Genomic DNA, 14,971 nt, shown 5'->3' on the forward strand with positions numbered 1-14,971 from the left:
GCCCTTTACCCGTTGTGAGTGGCGGCTCGCCCATCGCCGTCTGGTGTCCGACGGCCATGCAAGCGCTGTCAGGTCTAGTACACTGCAATGACGAGTCGGTCGCGAGCGTTTTGCCAATGTATTCAGGCTGTGGAGCGAATGCACGAGTTGGCACGGTGATTGCTGTAAACGTGCAAGAAGACAGCGTGGTGGCGCTCGCGAACGTGAAACATAGCGGCGGTCTCTTTGAGAAGCTCGTGCCGGCCAGCAGCCGGCATTACGCGCGGCTTGCCGCCGAGACCGTAAGAGCCAGGTAGATGCGGATAATCCTTGCAATGCTGTACGAAGCTCATAGCGTTTCGATCAACTTGCAGGAGCAGCGACCGCGAGAGCCTGCGGGGCGCAATATCTCACCATGAATCTGCAAGCGAATGCTGGCCCTGCCGAGAATTCGCGGCGTCGGACTTTTCGTGCACCGAAATCCGTCTGGCTCGCCGCCGCTCAGTTGATCTACACGTTCCCTTCGATGGGCGTGAGCAGGACTGAGCATGCCGCTGTCTGCCACCGCGAAAGGTGGCCACCAGGAATTGCGCCTGGATGGTGAACGCGATCACAAGCCCATCGAAAACCAACGAACTCGCGGTAGCCAATAGTTGGCCCGGATACGAAGTGGCTCCGCCAAGGACCATTCTCTCCTCATCTCCAGGGGGCAAATGACATCTCAAGCGTCTCGATTTACACCCGATCAGCCTCCGCAGATATGCTGCGAGTATTTGACCGAGCAAGCGCGAGCCCTGTTCGGCCCGCACCCGTTCGCTGTGGAGATGTCCGAGGACCAGGTCGCAAGCCTGCTCCCTGAATATCTGGCGATGTCACAGGCCTTCCCCTACCTGCAGGCGGGGTCGCAACGGGATCTCATATTCGATGCAATGAATCACAATCGCGATCTTGCGAGGGACATTGAGCTGACCAGCGTGGTCGGAAATTTCATCTGTTGGGATGAGACAGGCGGTTATGGCCAAATTCTCCAGGGCGGCAAGGCGGCGCTACCCGATATTCTGGTAACTGAGAACTTCCACTCCAATCTGTTTAGAAAGGATGCGTCGCAACTACTCGGCAGAGCAATACGACCCAACTACAGCGCCACGACGAAGCGGTACCTGCATTCTCTCTATGCCGGATTGTCATCGAAAGATCCCTTGGTGCGTTGCGCCTACATGGTCGCTTTTGAGCTACATGCTGCCGACATGATCCAGTCGCTATGGACCACCCTGGTCAAAACCTTCAAGGTGCGTCCTGACGATCTTGAATACTTCCGCAGCCATGTCGGCGGAGAAGATCCCGCGGAGAAGTATCACGCAGAAATGACAAGCCGGCTTATCGGCGAACTTGTCCCGGCTCACCGCAATGAGCGCTTTTTGAGTGAATTCGATCGAGCCTATCGGATCAGTGTACATTGGTGCCGCGATATGCTCCGAATTGTCTCACTTAAGGGAGATGATCACTCGGAGATCGAACACCATGGCCGTTGTCATTGTGGTTCTGTCAAGTTCTACGTCAAAGCACCGCGAGAGCTCTCTGCAGTTCGATGCAATTGCTCAATCTGCCAAATGTCCGGATTTCTGCACTTGCTCGTACCTGGCGATAAGCTCGGCATTGAGTGCGGCGAAGAATTCCTCACGGCGTATCAGTTCAACAAGAACATCGCTCGGCACACGTTTTGCCGGGTTTGTGGCGTAAAGCCATTCTATACGCCGCGGTCGAACCCCTCCGGATTCAGCGTAAACGTTCGATGCCTGGATAAAAGGACCATCGAACGCATAACAATAAGCGAGTTCGATGGCGAGCATTGGGACCAAGCATTCCGCTCGATGCACCAGGATCTGGAGCCCTGCGTTGAAGATAAAACCCTGGAGTGAACTCGAATGGCGCGCGCAATGAATCAGAAATCCCGTCTGCTTTCAGAAGAAGCTTTGACAAAGTACCGCATTGAGCTGTTGGTGAAGGGGACGGTCGTGATCGGCCCCGAGATATTGTTCACCCAAGATGACTTGGCCATGATCGAACAGCTGCAGGCTGAGATTCCTGAAGAAGAAGTGAGGGAGGGAGATGCCGGCGACTCGCACAATGTTTTCGTCAAACGCGTGAGGGTCGACCCGCCCGGCCGCGCTCCTAGCGACGCGAGTGGTGCAGCTCCAGGGCAGATCATGAAACTACTTGAAAGGAAAGACCGAAGCTTCGCGCTAAGAAAGATTTTGGGAGCCACGTCAGATTACGTGGTTCGCCGATGCCAAATGCATCGGATGCCTCCTGGTTCTTTTGTTGGCATTCATCTGGATGCTGCGAGCGACCCGGATTTCGAGTACTCGGTGATTGTACAGCTGGCGAGGGACTTCGACGGGGGTGAGTTCGTGGTATATCCAACCCGGTACGAACACCAGGTATTCCGACCGCCATTTGGCGCCGTGCTTGTCACCACATGTAAGCTCCGGCACGAGGTGAAGCCTGTGCTGTCCGGCGAGCGCCGATCGCTGGTCTACTTCTGTTCAAAACGCGGCGGCGCGAACCGCCGGGTCATTGAAAGCTCTACCGCTGACGTATGAGGTGGGGTGGCTGAAATCGCTTTCCAGTGAATTTGGTAACGGGGTGAGCTCTTAAGAAAGGATGGTAGCTTTGCCATCTTGTGCTCAGACTGTCTTTCGCAAAAGCTGCCACGGCGATGTGCATGTGGAAGAAGAGTTGCAACGGATCGAGCCGGATCTCGCCGCCCCGACCCGATCCGTTCAACCTGCGCAAGCCCAGTTGCTGGGCTTGATCCCGAGCCAGAGCGACCGCGTACAAACCTTCCAGCAGATCGTCATGATCAGGATGGTAACGACACCGCCGATTTCCTGTTCGTGCCTGTGAACGATGCTGGCGTTACTGGCGGCGGCGCCCACTGGTCGCTTCTGTTAGTTGACGCGTGCCTACCGCGCCGGTTGCCCATCACTATGCCTCAAACAGTACCGTTGCAGAACAGCTCGCAGCACGTCTGGGCGTCCGTCTGCAAGCGGCCCGCTGGCCCGGCAGCAGAACGGCCATGATTGCGGGTTCCACGTGGTAGACGCGACGCTAGCGCTGATTGGACGATTGACGCGGGGCAAGCGGCCAGACAATGAGCCGCTGCACCTCGGGCACCTCATCGCCGATTCGCCAGCACTCCAGGGGCGACTTAAGGGTGGTCGGGATTGGGGCTGACAGAGCTCGAGCTAGACGAGGCAAACATTCGCGTCGCTTCGTCAGGTACCGCGCGCGATTGAAAGCAGGGACAAGTTCAGATGAATTCAGCGGTTGAAGATGTGGTCGCTGGGATACTCAATCAAACCATTCGCAGTAGCTGGTGCTGCAGATCGCGGGCCGCGGGCCTATTGCGCGCAATCACAAGGCACTCCACCGTGCCGGCCTCTTGATCGGCGGCAAGCGGGATCACTCCTTCCTTGCGTGTGCGGTTGAACAGAAATCCTTCCTTGACAAAACGATCATGCGCTGTTTGGAGGGATCCTGATCGAACATTTCTAACGGATAAAATAACGTTGCAACCGGAATAGTCGAAGCCGAGCAGCCGAACGGCAATGCTGTGTAACACCGAGCCGCCACCCCAGCGGCCGTTCGCTTCATTAAACAGCAACCGTCCGTCATCAGCGAAGATGGCGTCAATGTTGATCATTCCGCGATATCCCAGGTTTCGCGCGAGCGTCACAAATCGGTAGGCATGCGCCTGGGCAGTCAACCATTGCTCGTTCCCCAGGTCGCTTGGAAGCTCAAGTCCTGTCCAGATCAGAGTTCTTTCGGATCGATCCGTGCTTTTGCGCAAACGTATGTTTCCACTGTTCGTGAAAACAATTGAACCATCATCCTCGATTTCATACTCAAGATAGAACAAAGACTTGGCCAGGTGGTACGACTCCACGACCAGCGTCTTACACGATGCCGTTGTCATCTCAGACCAAAGCGCGCCAGGATCAAACGACGGCCATGGAATCCGTCGGGTATCTCTTGCCCCAGGTAGTGGATCGCTTTCATTGCCCGTCAGGATAACATTTCCGACTCCACCGGCTCCATTGTCCAGCTTTACAATGACGCTCCCGGTCTCGGTTCTGAGGGAAGTGACCGCTCTGAATAGTTCGTTCGAGTCCGTCGTGACAGATCCATTGGGCAGCGGAAGTGCGACGCTTGTCGCCAATTGACGGAAGTGGCTCTTGCGGTTCAACAGATCAGGCCCTCGCTGCAGAGCGAAGTCGTCGCCGGTCTGCGGTATGCCCAGCATGGCCGCCAGGCGTGCGACGCCTTCAGTAGAGTAGCAGGGATATAATCGCCAGGTCGATGTCTGACGAATATGTCTGTTGATTCGTTCAACAACAGAATTGGAAAGGAGTGTGCAATCATCAAGGACCGCCGATTGGCTGCCGCCTTGAGGTACAAGCAGACAGAGACTCGATGCGTCGAAATCGAGCGTCGCGCCAATGAAGGATAGCAGATCCGCCGGGATGACTACTGGGGAGACTATCAGGTCACCCTCATGAGCAAACCACGCTGAACGGTATGCCGAGTTGGCGGCCAGCGAAAGTTGAGCTGGTGTCAAATCGGCGCCCGACATCTGAGCTGTACCGGCATTCATGATCAGGATCCGCGGCATCCGCGACCTCCGGGCATTTGGAAGCGATCAGACAGGAATCGTGATGCAACAATGCTGAACTTGCTGTGCCGCGGTGAGGCACTGAGTGAGGCTCGATTTGACGCCGTCCTGCTCCGAGAGAGGATAGGTCGGTGCTTTCGCATCGACCATTGCATCCCCAGAAAATTCGGCGTGCTGAAGCTGAGGATCGGGATCCGGTCTCCCCTCTGGACGCCGAGCTGGCTCTTGAAGGCGAGCGATCCGCTCAGTCTGTCGGTTGAGGCTGACGTAGCTGAGAGTCTGCCCTTCGAAATGGATCGCAGTTGTGTCGCGAGCATAGGCAGCGTTTCCCTCGTCAGGCTGCAGAGCTCAAACTCGCTATTCATGCGCCTCACGCCCGCATAGTACGTTTGCCGCAAGTTGCTTCCGCCGCAATCCGGAATTGCTTGGCGAGGCCCCGATCACATGTTTCGGTTGGCTCTTGTACAGGCTGATCACACGGCATTGGAAGGACCCGGTTTCTCATGGTTCTCTTGGGTTGCGAACAATCGATATTGCTTGAGGGATCTCGGGCGATTGATCACTCACTCTGTTCTGCTGGGTGGCGGTCGTGTGCATCTGTCCGTAGTGATAGATACACCAGGAAGACAGTTTCTTGCCGCGTCTTTGGTATACTGGCTCGCCGCACATATAGGCCTCCCTAGCATCTCCATCTTTGAAGCCGATGATGCAACGGCATTGGCCTTCAATATGGTCGATCAACAGGACCTTCTTGAGGCCGTCGGGCTCTTTCAACTTGCTGCTCCATAATGCCAAGCAATATCATCCGATGCCGCGCTGGTCACGCGGAGCGACAATTGCAGCTCAGGCTCTTTGAGAACCTGCGCAGGCCCGCCGTCTGTCGCACCTTTCCGCGATAGAAATGCCTTGCCTTCACGGGAAAGCAGTTTGAACAGAGCGGAAAGCCGGTTCGGCGAACTGATCTTGGCGCGGTGTCGCGCCAGAGGAGGGGCTTGGTTCAGATTCGGGAAGCAGCGTCCCACACTTAGGGGTTTCGGATGGACGTCTACGTCGGTCAATTCTGACCTCGCCGGCTCTCTGGTCCCCCGGTCCAGAACAGCCACATAGTCTTGCTTCCGGAATGGCGAGCCATTCAAAGCTACGTTCGAGCCATAGCGCCGCAATCGGGACTCGCTGCAGCGCCCTTCCGACCGACCCGCCACAGGGGTTGAGGATGACCGGCCATGGGAACGGAGATCTGACCAGCTCAGACATTCGCAATCCTTCACAATCCCGGCGGCAGACCGAGATAGGCCTACCTCAAGACCGTACAACTTAACGTTACGTCCGATTCAAGCCCTTTTTGGCAGGCGTGTGAACGTGGCCAAGCTCTCGAATCGGGCCGCCGGCCGGTCTGGTGTCGCGCGCATTCAGCGCTGCGATTTGCGTCAAGAAAGTTCGTCTCCTTTGAGATCAGGGTCGCTGCCGATAAGCCCATGGTCGGAAACATTTCGCCCTATTGCGACCAAGTGCTCGCTACCTTTGCAGCGGGTTACCCGCCTGACCTCCGCTGCCGTGATTGGATAGCTCGGTCACTTCTATCCTACGCTGACCTTGCAATGCCAAATCCGGCATCCGACCGATACTTTTCGATGAGGTCGGCCTAAGGGGGCGCAGCCTGCAGCCCTTAGGGGCGGCGAGGAACGATCCTGCGAACGTGCCCCCGGCCGTCATCAAACGCGCGTCGCGATCACTGACTTCGCCCGGCGTCGAGATTACCGCAGCGTCTGACAGAGGCGGTAGAGCAGCCGCGCGCGATTCAATCGACGAGATGTAGAGTTGCTCATAACGCGTATGCGCGCCCTTGCCATCGACACCAAGACCGTCAAGTGTCGCGGTATGCGGCGCGGTGAAATTGCTATCGGAGCCGCCGCCGCTGAACGCGTCGAACACTCGGCATCACGCACCTCTATGTCTCGGACGAAGAGATCGGCAGCCCAACCTCTCGCGGGCTGATCGAGGCCGAGGGCCGCAAGCGAAATACATACTGGCGCAAGGGCGTGGCGTGCTTTGACGTATTCATCAAGCGCGCTCCCGCGCATGCAGGTACGCGCCCCGAGGACGGCCGCAGCGCGATCCGGGAACTCGGCCATGTGATCCAGACGCTGGAGGCGATGAACGATCTCACGCGCGGTATCACCGTCAATGTCGGCGTCGTCCGCGGCGGCACCAGGCCCAACGTGGTCGCGGAACTGGCCTATGCGCAAGTCGACATGCGCGTCCCGACCATGGCCCATGCCGACGAGCTGGTGCCGCAGATTCTCGGCATCAGCTCGCGCACCGAGGGCGTCAGCGTGAATGTATCAGGCGAATTGAACCGAGCTCGAAGCCAAGCTCGGTGGCGAGCTTTTTGGCGTGTGCGTAAGGTGCGGCACCGGCACGGGTCTTCTTATATGGCGGACGTTGCGCAGCAGTCGGTATGTAACGGAAGCGGTGATCTCGACCCCGAAACGTCGTTCCCGACAGTTGATAGTGATGCTGGTTTTTGCATCTGCTGGCCAACGAGCCCAAGCTCCCGCGTTCGGGGTGGCCAGGCGTCGGGCGAAGCTCCCGCGCCGAGCCGGACTGCCGAGCGGACTGCGCGGCCGGCGAACCCGGCTGCTCACGAGCTTGCAGCCCAGCTCTCGGTTCGCCGCGATGAACAGCAAGCAGCTTGCAAAGATGCGGCAAATCGGGGCCGTATACTCTGCCTTCAGTGCGTGGCAAAGAAGCACCCCTTATGCAGCTCGAACATTTCTTCGAAGCTTCGGGCGAGTGACGAGCGGGTCGGTTAGGGCGCACCAAGGCGACCTTGCCGGCCCGCAACAAAGCAGGACAGCCACTTCGCGTGACCGCGTAAGCTCGCTCTCTTCAGAAGTGTCGGCGCTGGGAGCTGGACCTGCGACCCCTTCTCAGATGATGGGAAAACTCTGCTGAAACATTCCACGCGCGTCTAAAGGTTAGCATGCAGATTACCTAAGCGCTCCAGCCCCTGCTCAATGAGAGATATTGGAAGATAGCTGAAACACAGGCGCACGTGACGGCCACTTCGTGGGCCATAGTTCCGACCATTTATAAGGTGTACGTCGTGCTCCCGGCTTGCAGCTTCAATAAACCTCACCGGATCGGTACCCGCGGTAAGCCGTACCCAGAACGAGAAGCCCCCGCTTGGCACACTATATTCCGGCTCGAGAATCCGGCTGCGCTGCAATAACCTATGTACGCCATCTCGCTTCGCTCGGTAGTGCTCGCGCAGGCGTGTTATGTGCGAGTCAAGAGCGCTCGATTGCAACAATCCCAAAACGACATTACTTAGAACCGGACTTACGCCGCCGTCGCGTTTGAGGTGCGCAAGCCTGTTGATAATGTCCGGCTCCGCAAGCACCCAGCCTACCCGTAGTCCCGGTCCGGCAACTTTTGAGATGCTATGGACATTGATCACGTTGTCGCCCGGCGCCAACCAATGCACTGGACCGTTATAGGGCAACTCAGCATAGACAAGATCCTGCACCAAGAGAGCGCCACTGCGGGCTAGCAGTGCCGCCAATTTGGCTACATAGTCGCACGACATCTGGTGCCCGATTGGATTATGAAATGCTGGCATCGTGTAGAAAAGCTTCACCCGGGCACTGGTCTGCAGCATTGCCTCCACTTCGTTCAGATCCACTCCCTCTGCGGCCAGACCTAGCTGGACCACGGTTGCACCCGCGATCGAAAACGTACGCAGTGCACCCAAGTAGGAGGGGTCCTCCGTCAGGACCACGTCACCGGGGTCAATCCATCCATCGGCAAGTAATTGTAAGGCTTGTGAAGCTCCACCCGTAAGCATAACTTGGTCATGCCGCACACCGTACCTCAGTGCGAGCTTTGTACGAAGTTCGGGCAAACCCGCCGCATCTGTATACTGCAGCAGATCGTCGGGAGCCACACCTGTACGTCCGTCAAACGCGTCTGGCCACGGCAGTTCTGCAAACATCACCGGGTCAGGCAGCGCGTAGCCGAAATTGATACCATGCATCGCACTTGAGGAGTTGAACGGCGCAAAACCCTGAGCAACAGCGCTGCGTTTTGAGATGCGCATATTCATGGCTTCGTCATTCGGATCTTCATGATTGCCAAATCTGTTCTTTGCGAAAGCGCTTGTTGTACTCCGAGGCAAAGCTTGCAGGTATTGGCGTGCTGAAACGGGGAAAGTTCACCGACGCCTTTGGCTGGGCTGCTACGGCTGATGTCTCGAGGGACGGCCGCCAGGAACCGCCAAAGTAGTGCTGGCCGTAGCCCATCGCTAGCTCAGGTATTACGGGATAGAGTAGGCTCAGGAACAGCGAGATCTGCGCAGCATTCCATGTCCGACCCTTTGCATGTGCGATGCCAGCTAGCTCGAAGTACCTGTCGATGATATCAAGCGCATCCCAGAAACGCAGTGCGGTGACCGCTTCGGCGTAATCTTCAGCGAAGCGGCGGAAATTCGGGGAGAGTTCGGTGCTCTCTACCCTACGCTCGCTTTCTGCAAGGCGCCGTAACGCATCTTCCCAGACCCGAATGCGTGAGGCTGCCGAGATGAGCCCGTCGAGATCAAAATGGTTTGCGTCGGTTCCAAACGGCTTGGCCACTCGCGCCAGTGCATAACGGAGTACGTTTGGCCCCACTTCGCGCGCCACTTCATCGGCCCAAAGAGCATGATCACGACTGGTGGAAAACTTCTCGCCTTCCAGCTTGTAGAAATCCTGGACGGAGTGATTTGTTGGAATTGGGTAGCCGCGCGCGAGCAGAGCGCCGGCCACACCTAGCGTGTAGTAGAAGCGATTATCCTGCCCCATGAAGAAGAGAAGCTCGCTGTTCTGGTCGTGCAACGTCGCGTTTGCGTCCAGACCTGAGCGGGCGCATTGCTCCCGAATTCCGGTGTCGAAGCACCAGAGGCCCTCAAACCATGTAAGCAGCGTTTGGCCGATCAGAGAGTCAGGCTGTTCTACCTCCACTCCGTGCCTGAAATGGCGGGTCATCGGCAAACCGCGCACCTCCCGGTGCAGCCAAGCGCGCGCCTTGGCGCGTATCGGCTCGGGCCATGCGCTTTCTCCAATGGCTTCATGCAGTTGGCGAGCGAGGCCTGGCATGTCGAACACGGCCTGCCTGATGGGTCTTAGCGCAAGATTGCGGCCGCAGGTGACGTGCCGTGCGTCACGGATTGTGTCGTTCTGGACAGCCAGCCCGCAGTTCTCACACAGGTTGCTGTCGCAAGGCGATGAGCAAGCCGGGCAACGTCCAGTTGCGAGCGAGTCCGTAACGAACTCATCACAATGTTCGCAATATAGTTGGACGCCCTGCCGTACGTCGACGTAGCCGGCCACTTGCAGTTCGCGGAATATCGCTAACGCATTTTCCTTGTGAGCCGCGCTAGATGTGCGCACGAACACATCAGGCGTAATTTGCACGGCACGCAAACACTCTAAGATCTGGTGAACGTATTGTTCTGCGACCTCGCTAAAGGATCGGCCGAGCTTTCGTGCCGTTTCAAGCGTATGTGTGCCGTGCTCGTCTGAACCAGTGATGTAGTAGGCCCGATGGCCGGTCATGCGTTGAAAGCGGACGAAGATATCAGCGAGTAAATACACTCCGCCGATGTGGCCCAGATGTAGTTTGCCGTTAGGGCAAGGCGGCGCGGGACAGACAAAATAAGTGCGCACGTTAATCCCACCAGATCGAGATAAACTTGAGAGCGCTGTCTTGGCTGTTATTGCGGATAGTGTGCGTCTGATGTGGCGACATGTAACACAAGGTCGTTTCGCTAACATCACGGACCTGACCGTCGACTTCGAATTCTCCACGACCAGAGATCAGCAGCCACAGTTCGTGCTCCTGATGATCGTGCGGGTCGACCGCATCGCCAGGAGCGAGTTCCACGACTGAAGCGCCAAATGCTGGGCTGAGACCCTCCGGGAGATGCTCCAAAAGGCGCCAGACCAGAACGCCGTATTCGGTTCGCATTAAAGAAGGATCGGGCTGCGTCGTGTACACGTTGCTCTTCCTCAGACGTGGCTGTCAGTCGCGATAGAATATGCCATTGGGAAGCTTTAGGTCTTCAAGATTCGCCACCGCTTCCTCCGGTGGGTTGTAGGCGCGCTTCATGCGGTTGTATTCGGTGCGTGTCGGACCCCCAGTGGATGCGCGCTGGAATACCAAGTGAATTGCACGACGCGACCGATCGCTCTTGTTTGGCAGGGAGTAATGGGGCGCGTAATCGTCGAAAATGAAAACATCGCCAGCTGTCAATTGCACCGGCTCCCATGTGAAGGTCTCGGCGATCTCCGGGTGAATCACGCCGCCGGCATCCATCGGAAACATTCCTTCCTTATGGCGAGCTGGCGTGAAGAAGAGCCCACCGTTACCCGGGTCGGAGTCGTCCACGGCGATGGATGCAATTGCGTGCACCATTCGTTCGGGTATCTTGTGGGGGACATGATAGATGTCCTGATGAGGGCGGTATCCGCCGCTGTCCGGATACTTGAAGATCAGAAGTTCCTTCAACATCCGTGTCTTCTCGTTCAAGAGCGTCTCGACCGCTATACGAATGCGGCCATCGGCCAGGAGCGCCTCCCGAAGAGGGGCATGGTAGTCTAAGAAGTTCTCTGCCTTGGAGATAATCTTCCGGCTGTCACTCGTCTTCTCGAACCACAACATCCACTTGTCGGAGCTTACATCCCAACGTGCAACTTCCTCGACGTAACGAGAAATCTTCTCGCGCGTGGCTGGATCGAAGAACTGTTCCAACCGAAGGTATCCATTCTTACGCCATTTCGATTGTTGTGCCTCAGTCAGCATGTGTGAGGTCCTTCCTAAGATGAGACGGATCAGTTGTGCTTTGCCCGAGGCGGCCTGCTAGCACCGCATTAAGAGCGGTCGCGCTCAATAGGCTCAGCAACATCACGTCAGGGCCGAATCCACGGACCAACTGCCCTCCGACCATGGGAAAGCCGAAGAGCCCGAGGAAGTATGCGAGGGTAAAGATCTGCGAGGTGGTGGGCACGGAGACGCCGTGCTCGCCGGCGAGATTGACGGCTATCGTGTTCAAGGTTGAATAACTTAATCCATAGCCGGCGGCAAAGAGGACAGTGGCCGCAATATAGAGTGAGGCGCTGCCACCGTTGAGAAGGAACAGCACCAGAGACGCAGCGGTCAGTAGCATGAGCGTGAGCGCCAGTCGGCGTAAGGGCAGGCTGCCCATGAGGTCAGCGACTGAGAAGCGTAGTACCACGCTCGTAGCAGTAAAAACGAGAAAGAACAGATCGGAATTCAAGTGACGTGATGCGGCATACGCGCTCTGATATGTAGACAGCCCCGCGAATATGCAGGCTGAAATCGCAATCATGGCGATGGGGCGTGCTGTGCACTTCTGAAGCAGTGTCGTGGTCGCGGCCAGTGTAATTGCGATATCCGGCATAGCCAGTGCCGATAGCCTCGACATCGCGCGTCTTGCAAGGTCTACGCAGGCCGCGGCGATCACGCACGCAATCGCAAGCACGGCATAAATCGTCGCCAGCGAACCAGTGTACTTTGCGAGCAAGTGACCAAGTGGAGCCGCTAGGCCGAGCCCAGCCATTTGTGATCCGGATAAGACCGTCAAATACTGAATACGTGCTGAGGGCTGTAGATGGCCGATGATCTGCAGCGGTGCCAAAATGAAGAACACTGACCAAGCAGCGCCCACCAGTAGTCCTCCACCGTACGCCGCTCGCGTATCGAGGGCAGCGCCGGCAAAGGCCAGCATTGCTAACGCCATAAACAGCGATGCGACGGTCAACGTGGGTAATAGGCCTATCCGCTTTGCCAGCCGCCCTGCTAAGCAACAGGAAACGAGAGTGGCAGCCATGCCGCTTGATATAATAAGATCCGCGGTTCGACTATCCATTCCGAGCGCATGCATGTAGTCCGGCAACAGAAAGCTAGTGCCGTAAGCTGCTGCAATGACAATGGAGGCAATCAAAAGTGGTACAAAGGCGAGGTACTCGAGCGTGCCTGAAAGCTGGTCGGCGGCGTTGGCCGGTCCATCCGCAATCCGGCCCCGCAGCGGTGAGGTCGAGCCGCCGTTCATGTGCAACCCAATACCTGTCGGGTTGATCGCATCGCAACCAACCCGGCGTCTCCTTCAGACGTGTCCGAAGGTGCGTAAACCTGAATCATCTGCCTGTCGGATGTATTCAAATAGAACGGTCGGCCGAGGAGGCTATTAATAATTTGGCTGTTGCGGTACGCGACCAAAGATAGATTGGCGCTCTGCAATCCGTGCTGCACGCGACTTTGGTTTTGTAGATATATTGGCCCGGGCATGTGCCGACTGAAGCGGACTGCGTAGTCCGGGCCGAGTACGGGTAGGCCATCTTCCATACACGCACCCTCGAGGAGGGCCTCCAAGAAGGGCGGCGTACGTGGCTGGAAACCTGTAGCAAGCACTACACGATCGACGAGGATGCGGCTATTTCGCTGCGTTGCGATCTCATCTAGATCTACTCGCCACCGCTTTATGTGGGACGTGATGTCTTTCACGACTACGCTGGACAACACACGAAAACGGTCGGCCTGCGTGCCATCCACGTTGCGTTCGTACAGCATTTCATACAGGCGGTTGCACAAATCGACAGAAATTCCATCGCTCGTAAGCATCTCGCCCTCAACTATGTCCCGGCGTTGCTGAAGCGGTAGAGCGTGAAAGCGACGGCTGTAGGCGGGTGTGTAAGCCTCATTCACAAAGCTGTTGTCGTCGATGGAAAACAAGTTCGAACGCGACGTCGCCCACGTGATCTGGGTGGATACAGAACGAGTAAGAATGTCCTCGATAATCTCAGCCCCGCTCTGGCCACCTCCCACAACAAGCACATGCTCGGCTGCATGCGGTAGCTGCCGCTCGAGATAGTCGGCTGCATGGTAGACAGTGTCACATAGCAAAGATCTGGCAAAGGCGGGGATCTTGGGCTCTACGCCAACGGCCACAACAACAGCGCGCGCCAAGTATGTGGTTGTATTCGTGCTGATGCGGTAGCCGTCCCTAAACGGAATAACATCCGTGACGTCCTCGGAGAAGCGGAGCGTATTGAGTCGCCCTGCGACCCACCGGTAATACTCAGTGAACTCCTGCCGGGACGTTGATGCATTGCGCTTGTTGACAAAGCTGTAGAGCCGACCATGCAGTGCCAAATAGTTGAGGAATGAGTATGGGCTAGTAGGATCGACCAGGGTCACGCAATCCTTGAGCGGCGACACCTGCAGCCGACTGTTCGGCAGCGCAAGGCCTGGATGCCAGAAAAGTGCGTCGCGCTTCTCCAGGAAAAGTGCGCGGAGCGGAGTAGGGTCAATAAGCGCTGCAAGACTGAGGTTAAATGGGCCGATTCCAATTCCAATGACATCCAGCATTTCCACAGAAGTCTCTTTGAGCTCGTGTAAGTTCTTGTCCTTGGCGCTTGTGTAGATTCTGTCCGGGTCCGGGTGCTTCGCTTCACTACTAAAGCACGTTTGTGTGACTTGGGATGCGGCAGCGGCTTGGCCTGTAGCCGCGGGAGGCGTGGTGAATCCTGCATCTGCAAGAGCCGCGTTTTGCAAGCCGTCTGTTGAAACCGGCAACAGTCTCATCCGTGTGACCACTAATGTCCGCCTGCGAAATCTTCACCCACCCCATCCGGTGTTCTCTCTGCTCATTAGCAACCGCCGTGCCACCCACAAAATCTCGACTGCGCCTTGTTGGACGAGAAGAACATGGCCACGTACAGCGTTTCGTGCGGAGTTGCTGCGGCAGCTCTTGTCGGATTTTCGACATTGAGGCGGCCATCGGACATACACATACAGAATACGAAGCGCGCGGATCCATGGCTGGGAAACCAACATCTATGCCGACAATGCTCAAATCACCACGATCTTTCCACACATTGTCAGCGCTTCAGGGCTCGCAGACCACTCGTCTGTAGTCGCACCAGGAGAGCTGCGTCGCGCCAGGCGGCTGCAGAGATCTTCAGCGCTGCAATGTTGGCAGTTTCTCAGGCAGCGGCGGTCGAGAGTTAGGCTTTGGCCGAATGCGGTGGCCTCTTTTGGGAGGTTGTAACGAGCTCCTTGTCCTGGGCAAACGGTTCGGAGCAACGCGCTTTGCGCCCACCTGCACACTTGGTACACTGTAAAGGCCGGCTGTGGCTCCCGCTATTCGGTCCCGGTTCTGGTCCGTGCGCCGCCCCCGAGTGACTGACGGTTTTGCCGCAGGCCCGCGCTCCGATCCTCCACCACGCTCCTCAGGCAACGTGGGTTGCGACTGGTCCAGCT

The 14,971-nt window shown here is 57.1% G+C and carries 12 protein-coding genes and 2 pseudogenes; 4 read left to right on the top strand and 10 right to left on the bottom strand.

The window, feature by feature from the left end:
* The first annotated feature begins 752 nt into the window (after window positions 1–752).
* The 3 genes from GGD62_RS27770 (at window position 753) to GGD62_RS27780 (ending at window position 2,886) form a co-directional block, all read left to right on the top strand.
* Window positions 753–1,898, top strand: a complete 1,146-nt coding sequence (locus GGD62_RS27770; RefSeq protein WP_246800319.1) for a GFA family protein — start codon at window positions 753–755, stop codon at window positions 1,896–1,898.
* 18 nt (window positions 1,899–1,916) lie between these two features.
* Complete coding sequence (locus tag GGD62_RS27775) at window positions 1,917–2,582, top strand: 2OG-Fe(II) oxygenase (RefSeq protein ID WP_246800320.1); 666 nt, start codon at window positions 1,917–1,919, stop codon at window positions 2,580–2,582.
* A 124-nt stretch (window positions 2,583–2,706) separates the two neighbouring features.
* Window positions 2,707–2,886, top strand: coding sequence for a hypothetical protein (locus GGD62_RS27780; RefSeq protein ID WP_183711297.1), 180 nt, complete (start codon window positions 2,707–2,709; stop codon window positions 2,884–2,886).
* A gap of 451 nt (window positions 2,887–3,337) precedes the next feature.
* Here GGD62_RS27780 and GGD62_RS27785 read toward each other — a convergent pair whose 3' ends face one another.
* The 4 genes and pseudogenes from GGD62_RS27785 to GGD62_RS27800 all read right to left on the bottom strand — a co-directional run.
* Entirely contained in the window at window positions 3,338–4,654 is a 1,317-nt protein-coding gene (locus GGD62_RS27785) for a peptide ligase PGM1-related protein (RefSeq protein WP_183711299.1), read from the bottom strand.
* 501 nt (window positions 4,655–5,155) lie between these two features.
* Entirely contained in the window at window positions 5,156–5,428 is a 273-nt protein-coding gene (locus tag GGD62_RS27790) for a hypothetical protein (protein ID WP_183257688.1), read from the bottom strand.
* Window positions 5,425–5,712 carry a hypothetical protein gene (locus GGD62_RS27795; RefSeq protein ID WP_183711301.1) on the bottom strand — a complete coding sequence of 96 codons (288 nt, stop codon included), beginning with the start codon at window positions 5,710–5,712 and terminating at the stop codon, window positions 5,425–5,427. Before GGD62_RS27795 ends, GGD62_RS27790 begins: the two co-directional genes overlap by 4 nt.
* A gap of 696 nt (window positions 5,713–6,408) precedes the next feature.
* A pseudogene (locus GGD62_RS27800) lies at window positions 6,409–6,580 on the bottom strand (M20 family peptidase); the annotation flags it as partial.
* Here GGD62_RS27800 and GGD62_RS27805 point away from each other — a divergent pair.
* Window positions 6,577–7,014: pseudogene (locus tag GGD62_RS27805) on the top strand (peptidase dimerization domain-containing protein); the annotation flags it as partial. The pseudogenes GGD62_RS27800 and GGD62_RS27805 overlap by 4 nt on opposite strands.
* A 611-nt stretch (window positions 7,015–7,625) precedes the next feature.
* Here GGD62_RS27805 and GGD62_RS27810 read toward each other — a convergent pair.
* Genes GGD62_RS27810 through GGD62_RS27835 form a run of 6 tightly spaced genes read right to left on the bottom strand, consistent with a single transcriptional unit; the run spans window position 7,626 to window position 14,284 of the window.
* Window positions 7,626–8,759, bottom strand: coding sequence for a PLP-dependent aminotransferase family protein (locus GGD62_RS27810; RefSeq protein ID WP_183257687.1), 1,134 nt, complete (start codon window positions 8,757–8,759; stop codon window positions 7,626–7,628).
* 19 nt (window positions 8,760–8,778) lie between these two features.
* The gene (locus GGD62_RS27815; RefSeq protein WP_183711303.1) at window positions 8,779–10,356 is read right to left on the bottom strand and encodes a class I tRNA ligase family protein; all 1,578 of its coding nucleotides are present in this window, start codon (window positions 10,354–10,356) and stop codon (window positions 8,779–8,781) included.
* A 1-nt stretch (window position 10,357) separates the two neighbouring features.
* Complete coding sequence (locus GGD62_RS27820) at window positions 10,358–10,687, bottom strand: cupin domain-containing protein (protein WP_104465072.1); 330 nt, start codon at window positions 10,685–10,687, stop codon at window positions 10,358–10,360.
* Between the two features lie 24 nt (window positions 10,688–10,711).
* Entirely contained in the window at window positions 10,712–11,491 is a 780-nt protein-coding gene (locus GGD62_RS27825) for a phytanoyl-CoA dioxygenase family protein (RefSeq protein ID WP_183711305.1), read from the bottom strand.
* On the bottom strand, window positions 11,481–12,761 hold the full coding sequence (locus tag GGD62_RS27830) for an MFS transporter (protein WP_183711377.1): 1,281 nt from the start codon (window positions 12,759–12,761) through the stop codon (window positions 11,481–11,483). Before GGD62_RS27830 ends, GGD62_RS27825 begins: the two co-directional genes overlap by 11 nt.
* Complete coding sequence (locus tag GGD62_RS27835) at window positions 12,758–14,284, bottom strand: lysine N(6)-hydroxylase/L-ornithine N(5)-oxygenase family protein (RefSeq protein WP_246800321.1); 1,527 nt, start codon at window positions 14,282–14,284, stop codon at window positions 12,758–12,760. The genes GGD62_RS27830 and GGD62_RS27835 overlap by 4 nt, the downstream gene beginning before the upstream one ends.
* Window positions 14,285–14,971: the final 687 nt, after the last annotated feature.

It is taken from the genome of Bradyrhizobium sp. ERR14 (genome assembly GCF_014198235.1).
Lineage (GTDB): Bacteria > Pseudomonadota > Alphaproteobacteria > Rhizobiales > Xanthobacteraceae > Bradyrhizobium.

Coding starts and splice junctions, on each gene's coding strand:
- GGD62_RS27775 (WP_246800320.1), top strand. CDS start 1,917: ATGAATCAGAAATCCCGTCTGCTTTCAGAAGAAGCTTTGACAAAGTAC.
- GGD62_RS27785 (WP_183711299.1), bottom strand. CDS start 4,654: ATGCCGCGGATCCTGATCATGAATGCCGGTACAGCTCAGATGTCGGGC.
- GGD62_RS27810 (WP_183257687.1), bottom strand. CDS start 8,759: ATGAATATGCGCATCTCAAAACGCAGCGCTGTTGCTCAGGGTTTTGCG.
- GGD62_RS27825 (WP_183711305.1), bottom strand. CDS start 11,491: ATGCTGACTGAGGCACAACAATCGAAATGGCGTAAGAATGGATACCTT.
- GGD62_RS27830 (WP_183711377.1), bottom strand. CDS start 12,761: ATGAACGGCGGCTCGACCTCACCGCTGCGGGGCCGGATTGCGGATGGA.